Origin of the sequence: Bartonella sp. JB63, from assembly GCF_002022665.1 — a bacterium.
Lineage (GTDB): Bacteria > Pseudomonadota > Alphaproteobacteria > Rhizobiales > Rhizobiaceae > Bartonella.
Genome location: NZ_CP019788.1, coordinates 1358943 through 1377220 on the forward strand (window position 1 = coordinate 1358943; position 18278 = coordinate 1377220).

Annotated in this window: 16 protein-coding genes; 5 read left to right on the forward strand and 11 right to left on the reverse strand. The window is 34.2% G+C overall.

What is annotated here, in order from left to right; translation table 11 throughout:
* Nucleotides 1-276 precede the first annotated feature (276 nt).
* Nucleotides 277-3180, forward strand: a complete 2904-nt coding sequence (gene polA / locus BJB63x_RS05975; protein WP_078719405.1) for a DNA polymerase I — start codon at nt 277-279, stop codon at nt 3178-3180.
* On the opposite strand, the gene BJB63x_RS05980 is transcribed toward polA, so the two are convergent.
* From BJB63x_RS05980 to BJB63x_RS06010, 7 genes are all read right to left on the reverse strand, one after another.
* Complete coding sequence (locus BJB63x_RS05980) at nt 3177-4064, reverse strand: endonuclease/exonuclease/phosphatase family protein (RefSeq protein WP_194284786.1); 888 nt, start codon at nt 4062-4064, stop codon at nt 3177-3179. The genes polA and BJB63x_RS05980 overlap by 4 nt on opposite strands.
* Before the next feature lie 91 nt (nt 4065-4155).
* The gene (locus tag BJB63x_RS05985) at nt 4156-4929 is read right to left on the reverse strand and encodes a Bax inhibitor-1/YccA family protein (RefSeq protein ID WP_078719406.1); all 774 of its coding nucleotides are present in this window, start codon (nt 4927-4929) and stop codon (nt 4156-4158) included.
* Nucleotides 4930-5644: 715 nt separating this feature from the next.
* Complete coding sequence (gene lspA, locus BJB63x_RS05990) at nt 5645-6148, reverse strand: signal peptidase II (RefSeq protein WP_078719675.1); 504 nt, start codon at nt 6146-6148, stop codon at nt 5645-5647.
* Nucleotides 6145-6993 (reverse strand): TrmH family RNA methyltransferase, encoded by an 849-nt coding sequence (locus BJB63x_RS05995; RefSeq protein WP_078719408.1) that lies wholly within the window; start codon nt 6991-6993, stop codon nt 6145-6147. The genes lspA and BJB63x_RS05995 overlap by 4 nt, the downstream gene beginning before the upstream one ends.
* 2 nt (nt 6994-6995) lie before the next feature.
* A complete protein-coding gene (locus BJB63x_RS06000) occupies nt 6996-7928 on the reverse strand; it encodes a class I SAM-dependent methyltransferase (protein ID WP_078719584.1) in 933 nt (310 codons plus the stop codon).
* Nucleotides 7929-8062: 134 nt separating this feature from the next.
* Complete coding sequence (locus BJB63x_RS06005; RefSeq protein ID WP_078719409.1) at nt 8063-8374, reverse strand: LapA family protein; 312 nt, start codon at nt 8372-8374, stop codon at nt 8063-8065.
* A 15-nt stretch (nt 8375-8389) separates the two neighbouring features.
* Entirely contained in the window at nt 8390-8668 is a 279-nt protein-coding gene (locus tag BJB63x_RS06010) for an integration host factor subunit beta (protein WP_078719585.1), read from the reverse strand.
* Nucleotides 8669-9001: 333 nt separating this feature from the next.
* Between BJB63x_RS06010 and lptC the strand changes: the two genes are divergently transcribed.
* The 3 genes from lptC to lptB all read left to right on the forward strand — a co-directional run bounded on the left by lptC (nt 9002) and on the right by lptB (nt 10995).
* Entirely contained in the window at nt 9002-9529 is a 528-nt protein-coding gene (lptC, locus tag BJB63x_RS06015) for an LPS export ABC transporter periplasmic protein LptC (protein WP_335617797.1), read from the forward strand.
* A gap of 65 nt (nt 9530-9594) precedes the next feature.
* Complete coding sequence (locus BJB63x_RS06020) at nt 9595-10194, forward strand: LptA/OstA family protein (RefSeq protein ID WP_078719411.1); 600 nt, start codon at nt 9595-9597, stop codon at nt 10192-10194.
* A gap of 6 nt (nt 10195-10200) precedes the next feature.
* Nucleotides 10201-10995, forward strand: coding sequence for an LPS export ABC transporter ATP-binding protein (gene lptB / locus BJB63x_RS06025; RefSeq protein WP_078719412.1), 795 nt, complete (start codon nt 10201-10203; stop codon nt 10993-10995).
* A 339-nt stretch (nt 10996-11334) separates the two neighbouring features.
* On the opposite strand, the gene BJB63x_RS06030 is transcribed toward lptB, so the two are convergent.
* From BJB63x_RS06030 to BJB63x_RS06040, 3 genes are all read right to left on the reverse strand, one after another.
* On the reverse strand, nt 11335-12924 hold the full coding sequence (locus BJB63x_RS06030) for a peptide chain release factor 3 (protein WP_078719413.1): 1590 nt from the start codon (nt 12922-12924) through the stop codon (nt 11335-11337).
* Nucleotides 12924-14585, reverse strand: coding sequence for a lysine--tRNA ligase (locus BJB63x_RS06035; RefSeq protein ID WP_078719414.1), 1662 nt, complete (start codon nt 14583-14585; stop codon nt 12924-12926). The genes BJB63x_RS06030 and BJB63x_RS06035 overlap by 1 nt, the downstream gene beginning before the upstream one ends.
* 378 nt (nt 14586-14963) lie before the next feature.
* The gene (locus BJB63x_RS06040) at nt 14964-16187 is read right to left on the reverse strand and encodes an argininosuccinate synthase (RefSeq protein ID WP_078719415.1); all 1224 of its coding nucleotides are present in this window, start codon (nt 16185-16187) and stop codon (nt 14964-14966) included.
* A 194-nt stretch (nt 16188-16381) separates the two neighbouring features.
* On the opposite strand from BJB63x_RS06040, the gene BJB63x_RS06045 reads away from it, so the two are divergent.
* The gene (locus BJB63x_RS06045; RefSeq protein ID WP_078719416.1) at nt 16382-17020 is read left to right on the forward strand and encodes a LysE family translocator; all 639 of its coding nucleotides are present in this window, start codon (nt 16382-16384) and stop codon (nt 17018-17020) included.
* On the opposite strand, the gene rlmN is transcribed toward BJB63x_RS06045, so the two are convergent.
* The gene (gene rlmN / locus BJB63x_RS06050) at nt 17017-18249 is read right to left on the reverse strand and encodes a 23S rRNA (adenine(2503)-C(2))-methyltransferase RlmN (RefSeq protein ID WP_078719417.1); all 1233 of its coding nucleotides are present in this window, start codon (nt 18247-18249) and stop codon (nt 17017-17019) included. The two genes, BJB63x_RS06045 and rlmN, sit on opposite strands and share 4 nt — an antisense overlap.
* Nucleotides 18250-18278: the final 29 nt, after the last annotated feature.

Genomic DNA, 18278 nt, shown 5'->3' on the forward strand with positions numbered 1-18278 from the left:
TTCTTTAAAAAAAACGGTCGCTGTGGGGAGGGGAACACCACAACGACCTCATCGCTACATTGTACCCCAGCTATCATAGGAGGAACAAAACAAAGCTATTATATCCTGTAACAGCAAAGAAAAGCTCTAGGTACTAAACACAAAACGCAACGATATCGTAAATACATAACAATAAAAAATGGCTTTTTAGAGGCAAAACTAATAAATTTCAAAATAGGATCAAGAAAAATATAAAAGTGTATTTTCTTTATGTGAAAATGGAGAAACAAAATCGTTATGAAAGCAAAAGACCACCTTTTTTTAGTTGATGGATCAGGTTATATCTTTCGCGCTTATCATGCTCTACCACCTTTAAAGCGTAAAAAAGACGGACTTCCTGTAGGAGCTGTCGCTGGTTTTTGTAATATGTTATGGAAATTACTTTGTGATGCTCGTAATACAGCTATTGGTGTTGTTCCAACCCATGTTGCTATTATTTTTGATTATTCATCTAATACATTTCGTAAACAAATTTATCCTCAATATAAAGCTAATCGAGCAGCACCTCCAGAAGATCTCATTCCTCAGTTTGAGCTAATACGACAAGCAACAAAAGCTTTTAATTTACCTTGTATCGAAAAAGAAGGATTTGAAGCAGATGATTTAATCGCTACCTATGCTCAATTAGCAACACAAGTTGGAGCAAAAACAACTATTATTTCTTCTGATAAAGATTTGATGCAATTAGTAAACACACATGTATCTTTATATGATGGCATGAAAGATAAACATATAGGTATTTCTGATGTCATAGAAAAATGGGGTGTAATGCCTGAAAAAATGGTTGATTTGCAAGCTTTAACTGGAGATCCAACAGATAATGTACCAGGCGTTCCTGGTATTGGCCCAAAAATTGCGGCACAATTATTAGATCAATTTGGTTCTCTTGACCTTTTATTGCAACGTGTGACAGAAATTAAGCAAATAAAACGACGTGAAAATATTCAAGCTTATAGTGAGCAAGCAAAAATTTCTCGTGAACTAGTTAAACTTAAGACGGATGTCCCTATAGATAAAAGCTTAGATCATCTTTTTTTAGAACCACAAAACGGTCCACGTTTAATTGCTTTTTTGAAAGCTATGGAGTTTACAGCACTAACACGTCGTGTAGCAAAAGAGACATCTTGTGATGCAGCAGTTATTGATGCATTGGATATAAATATTAATTGGGAGGAAACTACGTGTGAGGCTGATTTGGGTATCAAAAATAATAAAGCCTTATTTCATGATTTTTTTGAAAATTCTCCTCAGATTTTAGCGCGAAAACGCAAGAATCAAGCCCGTACTCAAAAAATTACAAGAGATTCCTATAAGACTATTCTTGATGAAGAAATTCTAAAAGAGTGGTTGTTAGCAGCAGAAGAGCAAGGTTACTTTGCTTTTGATACTGAAACAACCTCTCTTGATCCTATGCAAGCAAAGCTTGTTGGTTTTTCATTGGCGTTACAGCCTGGAAAAGCGGCTTATATCCCACTTGAACATGTTGCAGGAGGAAATGATCTTTTGGGAGGTGGGCGCATTGTTTCACAAATTGAGACACAAAAAGCTTTAGCACTTTTGAAACCGGTATTAGAAAATCAAGCAATATTAAAAATTGGTCAAAATATAAAATATGATTGGTTAGTGATGAAGCAACACGATATTGTAATGCGTTCTTTTGATGATACGATGCTTTTATCTTATGCTTTAGAAGCTGGAATTTCAACCCATGGTATAGATGTTTTATCTGAACGTTGGCTTGGGCATAGGCCAATTAGTTATAAGGATTTGACTTATAATGGAAAAAAGATAGTCTCTTTTGCACAGGTGGATTTGAAACAGGCGACTCTATATGCAGCTGAAGACGCTGATATAACACTTCGTTTATGGAAAGTGTTAAAACAAGAACTTGTAGCACAAAGAATGACGAAAATTTATGAACGTCTTGATCGCCCATTGATAGAGATTCTCGCAAGAATGGAAAAACGCGGAATTCTTGTCGATCGCCAGATTTTATCACGTCTTTCAAGAGAGTTAGCACAGGCTGCTTTAAATCTGGAAGAGGAAATTTATCAGCTTGTTGGTGAAAAATTTAATATTGCTTCACCAAAACAATTGGGAAATATACTTTTTGGTAAAATGGGTTTGCCTGGTGGTACTAAAACTAAAAATGGCCAATGGTCAACATCGGCACAAACTTTGGAAGAGTTAGCTGCTGAAGGCTATATTTTACCAAGAAAAATTGTTGATTGGCGTCAACTTGCAAAACTAAAATCTACCTATACAGATGCTTTACCTTCCTATATTTTGCCTAAAACAGGTCGTGTTCACACAAATTATTCTCTAGCAACAACATCGACAGGGCGATTATCGTCATCAGAACCTAATCTGCAGAATATTCCGATACGAACTGCTGAGGGACGAAAAATCCGATCAGCTTTTATTGCTTCAGAAGGACATGTATTGTTATCTGCTGATTATAGCCAGATTGAATTACGTATTCTTGCGCATGTTGCTGATATAGCAGCATTAAAAGAAGCTTTTTCCCAAGATCAGGATATCCACGCTATGACTGCCTCCCAAATGTTTGGAGTTGCGGTTGAAAGAATGCCTTCAGATATACGTAGACGTGCGAAAGCCATTAATTTTGGTATTATTTATGGTATTTCGTCTTTTGGATTAGCAAATCAATTAGGAATTTCCCGAAAGGAAGCTAGCAATTATATTCAGCTCTATTTTGAAAGATTTACAGGAATTAAAGATTATATGGAAAAAACAAAAATGTTTGCGCGTCATCATGGTTATGTGGAGACCATTTTTGGTCGTCGGATACACTTCCCTGAAATAAAAATAGCTAATCCACAAATTCGTGCCTTTAATGAACGAGCTGCTATCAATGCACCAATACAGGGGTCTGCAGCAGATATTATTCGTCGTGCTATGATTCAAATGGAAAGTGCTTTAGAAAAAGAAAAATTGTCCGCTAAAATGTTATTGCAAGTACATGATGAACTTATCTTCGAAGTACCCAAATCCGAAAGTACAAGAACTGCGATTCTTGTTAAAAAAGTTATGGAAAATGCTACAATGCCCGCATTATCTTTATCTGTACCGCTTGAAGTGAAAGTTGTAGTAGCTCAAAATTGGGATGAAGCACATTAGTTTTTTTCATTCATTTTATGTTTAAGAATGGCCATTGCTTTTGCAAGATTAAGATACGCTTTAATGGGTAAGTGATCAGAAGCAATACGCGCTAGAGGTGAATAATGGCTTTCAACGTTTATTACTAATTGATGAGGAAAAGCAAAAATTCTATCAAGAGCTAAAAAAGGAAAACGAGATGGAAAACTTGACACGCCGTCAAGTGTGATATCAAAGTAAGGGGAAAAAAAATTTAATGATGAGCCTTTTCCCTTTCGCCATTCGTTTAAGTCACCAATAAGAAGTGTAGGCATAACAGAATATTTTTTAAGAAGAGCAAGAAGCATTTTGACTTGCTGATTACGAGAATGGCGTAACAAACCAAAGTGAGCAGCTATAACACGAATAAAACCTGACTTCATTTTTAATTCTACAATTATAGCACCACGTGGTTCAAAACCAGGTAAAGTGATTTGTGAGATATTATGTATACGTCCTTGGCGCAAAAAAAGAGCATTGCCATGCCAACCATGGCCATTCGGAGACATGGTATTTAGAGGCACTGGAATTAACCCTGTTTCAGCTTTTAAGAGCTGAAGATCAATCAAACCAGTCCGCTCACCAAAACGCTTATCGGCTTCTTGAAGAGCGAGAATATCAGTTTGTAATTCAGAAATAACATGCACAATACGAGCAGGATTAAAAATTTTATCAACACCAACACATTTGTGGACATTATAAGAGGCTATAGTAAGGTCATAGTTATCATTATGATAGGTTACATTTTTCTGGTAACCAGAGCAGTTATGAGCAGTCTTTAATAAAGAATTGTGAAATTTTTTCTTGATCGATATAAGAGGCCAAAGGAATTTTAGTTTCTTTGTTATTTTGTATTGTTTAATCATGTCAACGAATTTAAAGACAATGGTTACATTAAAGATTAAAAAGCCCTGTTTTCTAAAGAAAACAGGGCTTTTATTTAAATAATAATTTTTATTAATCCCGATTCGAACCAAGAAATTGCAACAAAAAAACAAACATATTTATGAAATCAAGATAAAGATTCAACGCGCCCATGATAATTTTACGACCGCGAGTGTCATCTTCATCTCCTTCATAATACATCAACTTTATATTTTGCGTATTGTAAGCTGTTAAACCGGCAAAAACGAGAATACCAATCACAGAGATCGTAAATTGCAAGGCACTTGACTCAAGAAAAACATTCACAATTACGGCTAACATTAAACCAATTAAGCCCATAAATAAAAATGAACCTATAGCCGTAAGATCACTTTTCGTAGTATAACCATATAGTGATAAAGAGCCAAAAGCAGCAGAAGTAATAACAAATGTTTGCACGATGCTTTCTGGCGTATAGCGTAGAATAATCGACGATAGTGAAAGTCCTACAAGAGTAGCGTAAGCAAAAAAGAGACTTCGAGCAACACTGGTACTAAGCGTATTAATTTTAAAACTGAGAAATAATACAGCTACAAGCGGTGCAAACATAATAACATAAGAAAACGGTGACATATAAAATGTCACACCAAATGATGTTAAATAAACACTTCCATTGATCTGAGCTGCAGCTTGATTCATATCTGTTGTCGTAACCAATGATGCGATTGCATAAGCCGCAACAGCTGTAATAAGCAAACCAATGGCCATTGTATTATAGACACCCAGCATATAACTGCGCAACCCTTGATCAATTGATGCATCAGTATTAGAAACAGATACCGAACGTAAATTTTTAAAATCAGCCATAATATTAAGTCCTTTAGCATATGTTCCGTAGGATATATGAATTAAAAGAAATTTATATCCTTTTATGGTCTTTAATATAAGCTTTTTTAAGCAAATACAAAAACTCCTCAAAACCCTGACAGAATTCTAGCACACTTATACCTATTATGGAGATTTATTTAAAAATTACAAGAGATTTTTGTTGAAAGAAAAACTTACAAATTAGTAATAAAAGGGTGACTTTTTCAAATTAAGAGAAATACAATGTAATTTTGAGTAATGATTTTTCTTCTAAATGTGGTTAATGTAAAAAACGGTAAGCATAACAATAGTACATATTTTGTTAGTTTTAATGTCTAAAGAAAAATAAAATGAATAAGTGAAAATCAATATAGCGGGTGTTTTCTATGCCGACTGTAAAGTGGAAAAAGTTAATACCATGTCATGCTATTCGAATGGGAAAGAAAAATTCCAATATTCTTTTTACTTTTGAGTAAGTTCTATTAATTTTTAAGTTAGTTAGAATTTCGATTTCTGTGAGCATTAATCTTTAGTTTTTAGAATTTGTAAGAGGATTTTAAATAACTTTTACCTATATCTTAATATGGAAAAATGAATTTTTCACACATAATTACAGTTACATGGAACATTTACGAAGAGACCAGGAGGAGTTGATTTATAAATTAAAAGAAATCAACGTTTCTTTATTTATTTTATACAAAAGAAAACGATCTTTTTATTCAAGAGATGTATTGTTAGGATAACGTTTTTTTTTAGCTAATATAAGAGATTCTTCGATTAAAAAGGCAACAGCACCAAGCGTGATAAAAGTATCAGCAAGATTGAAAATAGCAAAAGAAAAAACATCATTAATATGAAATAATATATAATCTATAACATAATGAAAGAGAATACGATCAATGAGATTACCGATTGCTCCACCAATAATAAGAGCAATACCAAAATGCGATAAAAATTTATCATTTTCAGTATTTTTCCACAACCATAAAAGAAAAGCAATAATAATAAGCGTAAGAGCAATAATCCCCCAATGAGGATAGGAAGAAAGAAATGAAAATGCAATGCCAGAATTGTGCACATGATAGAGAGAAATAAAAGAAAGAATCGGTATTTCTACACCTAATTGTATGGTATGCGTAACCCAATATTTGATTCCTTGATCAAGTCCTGCTGTAAAAATTAAGGTGAAAAAAAGAAAGAGCAATGATTTGCGTGTCATCCTTTATCCTTGCGTGATTCAAGAGTTAAATAAGGGCGGCGAATTTCATAGAGCATAATAGCTGTTGCTACTGCTAAATTAAGTGAATCGGCATTTCCAAGTTGTGGAATACGCGCCAGATTATTACAGTGATTTGCAAGGGCATCCGATAAACCTTGTTGTTCATTTCCCATTAAGAGTATAATGGGACCATTTTTAAAATCAATTGCGCGATAATCGATAGATCCTTTAAGATGTGTGCCAACAATCATACCTCTAAAATTTGTAGACCAATTTAAAAAAGTATTTTCGTTACAACGGTAAAGTGGTACGGAAAATATAGATCCCATTGTTGCACGTATTGTTTCAGGTGAAAAGGGATCTGTTGTTTCGCCAATCAAGAAAATTCCTTTTGCTCCTACTGCATCAGCAGTGCGGATGATGGTTCCAAGGTTTCCAGGATCACGCACACGATCAAGTGCGATATAGACATCATCGATTCGTCTTATGATTGTTTCAATGGAGTGCCATTGTTGTTTAAAAATACCGACAACTTTTTGCGGGTTATCACGATGAGTAATAGCTTCCATAACCTTTTGTGAGGCTTTAATTACAGAACCACCTTTAGTTATAGTGTTTGCAGCGATATTTTCAATGATGGTATTACTAAGTGAGCTTTTAGAAATAATGAGTGTTTGAATTGTCCAACCAAGATTTAAAGCATCAATGATCAGTTTTAATCCTTCTGCAGTAAAAATACCTTCTCGATTACGGTTCTTCTTTTTATTTAGCGCTTTAAGAGCCTTAATAATAGGGTTGCTAAGGGACGTAATTTCTTTAACTTTGCCGGTTTTTTGTTTACACATGTTCAAGCAATCCAACGGCTAAAAAGAGAAGTAGAAAGAGCGCGTCCAGCAGATTCTTCACGCAAAATCAGTTCTCCTGACTCTATTGTACCACCAAGATTTTTAAATATATCATGCATTAAGGTATGAAATGTATAAAAAGAAGCACGAATAGAATAAACTGTGAGAACGACAGCAAGTGGTTTGTTCGATAAAAGTTTACGGCAGTTTTTGATCATCGTTGGTAGATGATCGAATAATTGCCAAATTTCGTTATGAGGTCCGCGTCCATAAGCAGGGGGATCGAGGAGAATCAAATCATAACTTTTTTGACGGCGTAGTTCACGTTCAACAAATTTTACTGCATCGTCGCATATCCAGCGAATGGGACGATCTAATAATCCTGCTTTTTTTTGATTAGCTTTCGCCCAAACGATAGCCTTTTTAGAAGCATCAACATGGGTAACAATTGCACCTGAACGCGCACCAATCAAAGATGCAATACCTGTATAGCCAAAAAGATTTAACAATTTGATAGAACGATTAGTTTTAATAATTTGTTCTTCTAGTGAACGCCAATGAGCATCTTGTTCCGGAAAAACACCCACATGGCGAAAAGAAGTAAAACGTCCCAGAAAAGATAAACCATTCCAAGAAAGTGGCCATGTTTCACCAAGTGGTTTTTTAGGAAAAAACCAACGACCAATACCTTCTTCATCTCGATTACCTGTAAAAATTGCATCAACATTAGCCCAATTTTCTTGTGATAAGGCTGGTTGCCATAGCGCTTGACTTTCTGGCCGAATAATATGGTAAGAACCATAACGCTCTAGTTTTTTTCCATTACCAGAATCAACTAAAGCATAATCTGCACTAGCACCTGTTTCTAGAATAAAAGGTAATTTCTCTCGTAAGTATACGTTACTAAAGTGTGGTTGAAAACATTGTGCGGGCATATTGGGTGTCATAATATATTGTTATGAAAGCTGAAATCCTTATGATATAAGAGTCTTAAGTTAATTAAACTATGTATATGAGACAAGAGAAAACATTTTTAGACTTTTTATCCGACACTATAGAGAAAATTTCATTAAAATGTCATTATATTAGTTTTATTGGCAATTGATACTTTTAATTTCTCTATCTCAGCTTTCCTTTCTTTTAAGGTTTTACGGTTTTTATGTTGTGCAAACCAATTGGTTATACTGCTAAGTAAAATACCAAGACAAAAAAAAATAAAAAGCCAAACAAAAAGAGGAGCTTGATAAGTAAAATATTCAGAATTTTTTTGAAGAGGATTAAGTGTTAATATAACCTCTTGGCGATTAGCAACGATGAAACCAATTAAGAAGGCTGTAATAGGCACCAAAATTACTGCTAAGAGGATACGTTTTATGATCATGAATCTACTCATTTATTAAGTATTAAGCCGTTCACGCAAATCTTTACCTGTTTTGAAAAAAGGAACCCATTTCTCTTCAACCATAACAGTTTCACCTGTTCGTGGATTGCGACTATTACGAGCTGAACGTGTTTTTGTAGAAAAAGCACCGAAACCACGTAGTTCAACACGTTGACCATTGGCAAGAGCTGCTGAAATTTCTTCAAAAATAGCATTCACAACATTTTCTGCATCACGTTGCATAAGATGTGGATTATGACGAGCAATAATTTGTACAAGTTCTGATTTAACCAAAATAACCCCTCTTTCATATGAAAAAAGATTTTTCGTTGCAATTGTGTGTCTCATACATATGGGTTACATATATAGAGTATATATATATTCCAATATATAAATCATTAAAAGTAAAAAACCAATAAAAGGAATATTGCAATAAATAAAATTAAAATATGTCTTATAAAAACTCCATAAATCAAAAAAACCGAATATCTAGGAAATTAAAAATATGATTATGCGTAATCAATATGAATTCTTTTAATAGAATCGTCTTTTAACAATATTTTAAAAAAAACATATTTTCATTCCTATCAAGTTCGCTTGCTCAAAATTTGTTTACCGATTTTTGCATTGATTATAGCATTAGTTTTTTGCTGGTTTACATTTTTTTCTATTTTTGTTTCTTTTAATAAGGTGCTTTTGAATCATGAAGAAGAGGAAATAGCACAATTAACAATGCTTAATCCAAGATTGGAGGGGTATACAAATTTTCATAAGCCTTATTGGATTAAGGCAGAAAAAGCTTTTCAAGAGCTTAAGTCTTCTGGGATTATTAGACTAAAAAATATTACAGCTGAAGTACCTACAAGCAAACAGGGGCAAATTTTTCTTAATGCACAAGAAGGGGTTTATGATAATATTAACAGTCATTTAAAATTGGATAAACCTTTTACGGTTACAACGAAAGATGGAATAATTGCACAATTTATAGCTGCGAATATTAATTTATCTAAGAGCCAATTAAATACAGATCAACCTGTAAATATTCAAAGCGCAGGTCTTCATCTTATGGCGAATGCTCTGCAAGTTTGTGAGAAAGAACAAATTATTTATTTTCAAAGGGGAGTACATATCATTCTTGATCAAAAAGAAAAATAGCATAAGGAATTTGAAGTAGTGTTTATAGAAGAATACGTATGTTTATACGAGAAAACAGATCAAGAATGAAGTCAAAAAAATCGTGTAAAGAATGGATAAGTATCTTAGTTTTAAGTATTGTGATATTGGGACCAGTTAATGGATATGCTACAGTAACTCATTTTGGAATCGATGGATTAAATGGAAAAGAGCCAATAGAAATTCATGCAGATTCTTTAGAAATACGTTACAAAGAAGGCATTGCTATTTTTAATGGTAATGTTTCGGTAATGCAGAACGAAAGACTTTTACGAACGTCAAAATTAGTTATTTATTACAATAAAGCACATCTAACAGATGATATAAATCAATTACGAACAAAATCAGTTTTTCCTGGAAAGATTGGTTCAACTGATATTAAAAAGATAGAAGCTTTAGGTGAGGTTTATATTAAAATAGCAACACAAACTGCTACGGGTGATAAAGCTATTTTTGATGGGCAATTGAGTATGATAATCTTAACAGGTAATAATGTTGTGTTAACCGATGGCAATAATGTAGCTAAAGGGTGCACATTAACAGCTAATGTGAAAACTGGAAAAGCTTCTCTTGAAGGATGTAAGATATCTGGAAAGAAAAATCGTGTTTCAATTATTTTAGAATCAAGCTCAAAGAATGGTCGTTAAGATTTTATGTTTGGAATCAAAAGAAAAAAACAGACAATTGAACACACTCTTAAAAGTGAGGCTTTAAAAGAAACCTCAAATAGAACTTTAGTTGCTCATAATTTAATTAAAGTTTATCGGGGAAAACAAGTTGTTAATTGTGTTTCTTTTAATATTTGTGCTGGAGAGACAGTCGGTATTTTAGGCCCTAATGGTGCTGGTAAAACGACCTGCTTTTATATGGTTACAGGTTTAATCAAATCTGATGGTGGTTTAATCGGGATTGATGGGTTTGATATTACGCATCTACCAATGTATCGACGTGCTCGTTTGGGGATTGGATATTTACCGCAAGAAGCCTCAATTTTTCGTGGTCTTTCAGTAGAAAATAATATTAAAGCTGTTTTGGAAGTAACTCAAAAAGATCACTTTAAACGTTTTGAAGAATTGGATGTGCTTTTACATGAATTCAAAATTGATCATTTACGTAAAATGCCGGCTCTTTCTTTATCAGGAGGTGAGCGAAGACGTCTTGAAATTGCACGGGCTTTAGCCTCTCGCCCCAATTTTATGTTGCTTGATGAACCATTTGCAGGAATTGATCCCATCGCTATTTCTGATATTAAACAACTTGTTCGTCATTTAACTCAACGTGGTATCGGCGTTTTGATAACGGATCATAATGTACGAGAAACGTTGGAGCTTGTTGATCGTGCTTATATTATTCACGCAGGAAAAGTGTTAGTTCATGGTTGTCCGGATGACATTATCAATAATGCTGATGTCCGTAAAATTTATTTAGGAAATCAGTTTTCTCTCTAGTTTTTTAGTTTATATAAAATATTCAAGTTTAAAAACTTTGCTATGAGCAACAATTTTTTTTCTTGTGTTAAGAGTGTTTATTGATTTTAACGAGAGCTTTATTATGTTTTAATAGAAGCAATATAATGTACATTTTTGTAAAGAATTATGAGAGTATAGTTAAAATATTCAAATTAAGAAAGTGACTGTAGTGTAATGTATTCAATGAAGATTAGAAAATAATATTCTAATTCACTTATTATTTAGATTCACTATAATATTTTTATAATTATTGTAATACTCATAGTTTATTTTTTAAGTTTTTTATTTATAATAAATAGTAATTTCTTTATATTAAAATCAAAGCTCCTTATGCTTAGATCGTACCTGGTAATCTTTAAAAGCTACAAATTTTATTTTTGGTGCTCTTTCTGCTTCATAATTTAACGAAAAATGATTTTCTGCTAAAAAAACTGGATCGCTATCTAAATCATACGCAATAGCTGATCGATGATTAATAAGAAAATTTTGAAGCTCTTCTTTACTTTCTGCAGAAATCCAACGACATACGTTAAAACGCGATGATTCAAAGCTCACGGGTAGAGAATATTCTACTTTAAGCCGCTCTGTTAAAACATCAATTTGCAAAGCACCAATTACACCAATAAGAGCAAGTGAACCATCATAAGGGATAAATAATTGTACTACTCCCTCTTCAGCCATTTGTTGCAAGGCTTCTTTTAGTTTCTTTGCTTTCATAGGATCGCATAAATGAACGCTACGTAAAATTTCTGGTGCAAAATTTGGCACACCTTTAAAGAGAATATCTTCTCCTTCGGTCAAAGTATCCCCAATACGCAAAGTTCCATGGTTAGGGATACCTACTATATCACCAGCATATACTTGATTAGCAATTTGACGTGAACGAGCAAAGAAAAATTGCGGAGCCGAGAGTGTCATTGATTTTCCTGTTCGTACTAACTTAGTTTTCATACCTCTCTCAAGTGTTCCCGAACACACCCGCAAAAATGCAATACGATCACGGTGATTGGGATCCATATTAGCTTGAATTTTAAAGACAAAACCTGTCATCTTTGGTTCAATAGCCATTATATTCCGTTGATCTGCTATCTGATTACGAGGACTTGGACCAAAATCAACCAATGCGTTAATCAAATCACGAACACCAAAATTTCTTAAAGCTGAGCCGAAATAAATGGGTGTCATATGTCCTTCATAGAAAGCTTGAATATTAAATTTTTTGCAAGCACTACGAGCAAGCTCTACTCCTTCAATAAAGAGTTCTTGCTGATTTTCAGGAAGCAAGTTTGCAACTTTATGAAGATCAGAAACCGTTTGTGAAATTACCTCATGATCTTGTTGGCGAAAACAATTATGATGAAGATCAAAAGTACCAACAAAATTCTTTCCTATACCAATGGGCCAAGTAATTGGAGCAGTATCAAGTGCAAGCTTTTCTTCAATTTCATCTAAAATTTCTAAGGGATCACGTGCTTCACGGTCCATTTTGTTAACAAAAGTAAAAATAGGGATATCTCGCATTCGGCATACTTCAAACAATTTGAGTGTTCTAGGTTCAATTCCGCGCGCCCCATCTAGTACCATAATAGCACTATCAACAGCTGTTAGAGTGCGATATGTATCATCTGCAAAATCCTCATGACCTGGGGTATCTAATAAATTAAAAATATGATTTTTATATTCAAATGTCATTACGGATGTGACAACTGAAATACCACGGTCACGCTCAATATTCATCCAATCAGAACGGGTTTGAATACGATCTTTTTTTGCTTTCACCTCACCAGCCAACTGAATAGCACCACCAAATAATAATAGCTTTTCTGTCAGAGTTGTTTTCCCTGCATCAGGATGAGCAATGATCGCAAATGTGCGCCGCCGTTTTATTTCTTGCACTCTATGTTCCATTATTCCTCTACGGATCGTGCAAGTGCTGTAGCAATGAGTGTGCGCGTCTCATCAATTCCATACAGCGCTATAAATGATCCAAGTCGTGGTCCTCTTTCTTGTCCTAAAAGTACTTCATAAAGCATTTGAAAAAAGTCACTTGAAACACCAGGCCCTCCTTCTGGACTTTTTTTGCTATGATCTTGATAGCGTTCCGTCAAGCGCGCAATATCAAGAAGTACGTTTTGAATAGTATCTCGATCAACAGTTTTCGGCAAACTGGCTAATTTTTCGTCAATTTGAATCAATGTTGAGCGTTCATTTTCATCAGGTATACGAAATTTTTTATTTGGTTTTACAAAAATATCAAAATATTTAAGAGCAAATTGCACTAACTGGTCAAGCATCGGATATGTTTGCGCATTAGCTCCTTTAGTATAGCGAGAAATAAATCCCCAAAGAACTTCTTTATTTTCAGCATTAGAAGCACTAACCAGATTCAACAGCATAGCAAAAGAAACAGGCAAATTAATCTGAGGAGGACAACCATTATGAATATGCCATACGGGATTATTAAGACGCTCTTTCCATTGCTGACGCTCATAAGCTGAAAGATGTGCATAATACTCATCAACAGCTTTTGGAATAACATCAAAATAAAGCCGTTTTGCTGTTTTTGGCTTTAAAAACATATAGAGTCCTAAACTTTCTGTTGGTGCATAAGTTAACCAATCATCAATGGTCAAACCATTTCCTTTGGATTTAGAAATTTTCTGTCCCTTATCATCCAAGAAAAGCTCATAATTAAATCCCTCAGGAGGTCTTCCACCAAGAATTTTACAAATTTTAGAAGAAAGATTTGTTGAATCGATAAGGTCTTTCCCCGCCATTTCGTAATCAACTCTGAGCGCAGTCCAACGCATCGCCCAATCCACTTTCCATTGACATTTAACTTTTCCACCTATAATCTCTGTTTCAATGCGATCACCTGTCTCAGGTTCGATATAGGTAATGGTTCCTTTTTCAATATTTCGAGCAATTATAGGGACCTGTAATACTTTTCCGGAAAGTGGAGAAATAGGCAAAAAGAGTGAATAAGTTGCTCGCCGTTCTTCACCTAAGGTTGGTAGAATAATTTCCATAATCTTGTCATAACAGACAAGTATTCTTAAAAGTGTTTCATCAAAACGGCCAGAATTATAATAATCAGTGGCACTAGCAAATTCGTAGTCAAAACCGAAACGATCAAGGAAAGTTCGCAAACGTACATTATTAGCAGCCCCGAAAGAAGGATAAATATCCCCAAAAGGGTCGGGGACACGGCTAAGCGGTTGACCAAGATAGTTTTCCATTTTTTTTCGATTAGGCACATTATCAGGAATTTTGCGCAAACCATCCATATCATCAGAAAAACAAAGAAGTTTTGTTTTGATTTTATTTTGGGTGAGAATATGAAATGCATGACGCACCATAGTTGTACGTGCTACTTCCCCAAAAGTTCCAATATGGGGTAAACCAGAAGGTCCATAACCTGTTTCAAATAAAATATGCTCTGGAGAGCCGATTTTTTCGTAACGTTTGACAATCTTACGAGCTTCTTCAAACGGCCAAGCTTTTGATTGTACAGCTGAATCTATTAATTTGGACGGAAGGTTATAGGTATCATACTGATTGAGCATCATCTTTATCCTAAAAATAAATTATTTAATGACAAGGTGTATGATTGTTAAACTTTTTCGTCAATAATAGTAATATAAAAGCAGCAAAAATCTTCTCATTTCATTCTTGTCATAATCAATATATAACCTTTTCCAGTCATATCCTTCTTATCTTAATATAATTAAGTATCACGATATAATTTACTTATTTTAATTATTGGAGTTTTAATCTCCATTAACTTATGGCTTTTCTTACTACATTTTATCAAAAAGAAAATAAATCTTCTAGCATCTAACCAAAAATCCGAAAATAACGCATTTGCCAATAAAAATAAGTTTAAAAATACTAAATAAAGATTTTATATTAAAAGACTTTTTCCTATGACTTTTATCAAAATGATTTTATAATTTCGATGAACGTGCTGCTAATGTTCGTAAACGTAATGCATTCAATTTAATAAAACCTGCTGCATCTTTTTGATTATAAACGCCTTGATCATTTTCAAAAGTCACCAACTTATCGGAATAAAGTGATTTTTCACTTTGACGACCTTCAACAATAACATTTCCTTTATAAAGTTTTAACGTCACCTCACCTTCAACATTTTCTTGAGATAAATCAATAGCTGCTTGTAACATTTTACGCTCAGGTGAAAACCAAAAACCATAATAAATAAGTTCTGCATAACGTGGCATTAATTCATCTTTCAAATGAGCTGCACCACGATCCAATGTTAAGGATTCCATTGCTCGGTGAGCAGTTAAAAGAATAGTTCCTCCCGGTGTTTCATAAATACCACGTGATTTCATACCCACAAAGCGATTTTCTACCAAATCTAACCGGCCGATACCATTTTCACGCCCGTAATTATTTAATTGAGCTAACAAATCCGCAGGAGATAAAACTTCTCCATTAATTGAAATAGCATCCCCTTTTTTAAAACCAATTGTGATTATGGTTACTTGATCTGGTGCAGCTTCTGGTGAAAGAGTACGCATATGCACATATTCAGGAGCAGAAATTGCTGGATCTTCTAAAATCTTTCCTTCCGATGATGAATGTAGTAAATTTGCGTCTACCGAAAAAGGCGCTTCACCTTGTTTATCTTTCTCCACTGGAATTTGATGCGCATGGGCAAATTCAATCAAATCTGTTCGACTTTTAAAATTCCAATCACGCCAAGGAGCAATAATTTTAATATCAGGATTAAGAGCATAAGCAGAAAGTTCGAAGCGTACTTGATCATTTCCTTTCCCTGTTGCTCCATGGGCGATTGCATCTGCATTGGTTTCTTTGGCAATTTCAACAAGACGTTTTGAAATAAGCGGACGAGCAATCGACGTTCCTAAAAGATAAACTCCTTCATAAACCGCATTTGCTCGAAACATCGGAAATACAAAATCACGTACAAATTCTTCGCGTAGATCTTCAATATAAATTTTTTTAACACCAAGCATTTCGGCTTTACAACGCGCAGGCTCTAACTCTTCTCCTTGACCTAAATCTGCCGTAAAAGTTACAACTTCAGCCTCTAATTCATTTTGCAACCATTTGAGAATGATTGATGTATCCAATCCCCCTGAATAAGCTAAGACAACTTTTTTAATATCTTTCCATTTTTTCATTTTTAATCTCTATATATCTACTCTCTTTATCTTCCACATCTTCTACTCAGAAATCAAAATCGTGCAAGAAATTAAAATAATTTTTTTAAAGCAGTATAAAACAAAGATGCAAAAAAAGATGAAAAAGTGTAAAAAGAAAATATGTAAAAGGTATAAGTCATGACCACTTATTTTCAAGTATAGAGGAGATTGATATGTCATTTTTACCCGAATGGTCTATCATTATACAATTTTCCTTAGGAGCGTTAATTTTTGCTCTTATTCCAGGACCTGATATTATGCTCTCAGTGGGGCGTACTATTGCACAAGGTAAAAAAGCTGGAATTATTTGTGCTTTTGGAAGTGCAACGGGTTTTACCATTCAAGTTATCGCTGTAGCTATTGGTCTATCAGCGCTTATTTTTACCTCACCATACGCTTTTTTTCTACTTAAAATTGTTGGCGCTTTTTATCTTTTATGGCTTGCCTTTCAAGCATTGCGTCAACACTCAACATTTTCTTTAAAAGAAACATCTTCAGAATGTCATAGTCTTAAACACAATTATTTAACTGGTATTGGAATTAATCTATTAAATCCTAAAGTTATCCTTTTTAACGTGACGTTCTTACCACAATTTATCAATGCTAATGACCCTATGGCTACACAAAAATTATTTATTTTAGGATTTTCTTATATTCTTATTTCTTTGCCCATTACAATTTCTATGATTTTTATGGTTAATAAACTTTCTAAAAGTTTATTGCAAAACCCTTTTTATACCCGTTTTTTAAATTGGTTTATTGCGGGAGTTTTTACCATTTTTGCTCTGCGCTTGCTTATGTCAAAAAATTAAGCATATTCATTATCAATCTTATTTTCAAGCTGCATACGTTCAGATTTGCGTAAGCGCTCTGAAGTCGATTTAAGTTGTCCACATGCAGCTAAAATATCACGCCCACGTGGCATGCGAATAGGTGAAGCATAACCTGCTTTATTAACGATATCAGCAAAACGTTCGATTTGCTCCCAATCAGAACATTGATAATTGCTCCCAGGCCATGGATTAAAAGGAATCAAATTGATTTTAGCAGGAATACCTTTAATCAATTTAACTAACCGTCTTGCATCATCCAAACTATCATTTACATCTTTCAGCATAACATATTCAAATGTAATGCGCTTAGCATTCGAAAGACCAGGATAATTACGGCAGGCTTCCATTAAAAAAGCAAGAGGATATTTTTTATTGATTGGAACAAGTATATCTCGCAATGTATCGTGTACCGCATGGAGTGAAATAGCTAACATAACACCAATTTCTTTTCCTGTTCTTATAATTCCAGGAATCACTCCACTGGTTGAAAGAGTAATTCGGCGTTTCGACAAAGAAAGCCCATTTCCATCAGAAGCAATCAATAAAGCTTTTTTCACCGCTTCAAAATTATAAAGAGGTTCTCCCATACCCATCATAACAATATTAGTAATTTTACGTCCTTTAACTGGGATAATTGCACTATCAGGTATATTTTTATCAAGGAAATCACCTAAACAATCACGAGCAACCAATAATTGCATTAAAATCTCTTCAGCTGTTAGGTTACGAACAAGTCTTTGTGTTCCCGTATGACAAAAAGAACAGGTTAACGTACACCCTACCTGAGATGATATACACAAAGTACCACGCCCTTCTTCAGGGATATAAACCATTTCAATTTCAACAGGTCTTCCAGCTCCAGAGGCTGGAAATCGTAAAAGCCATTTGCGAGTACCATCTTGTGATATTTGTTCCGCAATAATTTCAGGACGCGCTATGGAAAAATGATCTTTAAGCATTCCCCGCATTGGCTTAGAAATATTTAACATCTTATCAAAATGAGAAACACCACGCACATAAAGCCAATGCCAAAGTTGACGTATACGCATCCGCATTTGATGTTCTGGTACACCAATGACTTGTAAAGCTTGTGCCATTTCATCGCGCGTTAAACCAATTAAAGATAACTTAGACTCTTTTGTTACTATGGTACTTTCTGCTTTTACTTTGTATGTTCCGACAGATCTAATATCATATGAAATGGCCATGACTTTCCATTTTGTCAGTTGTTTTAGAA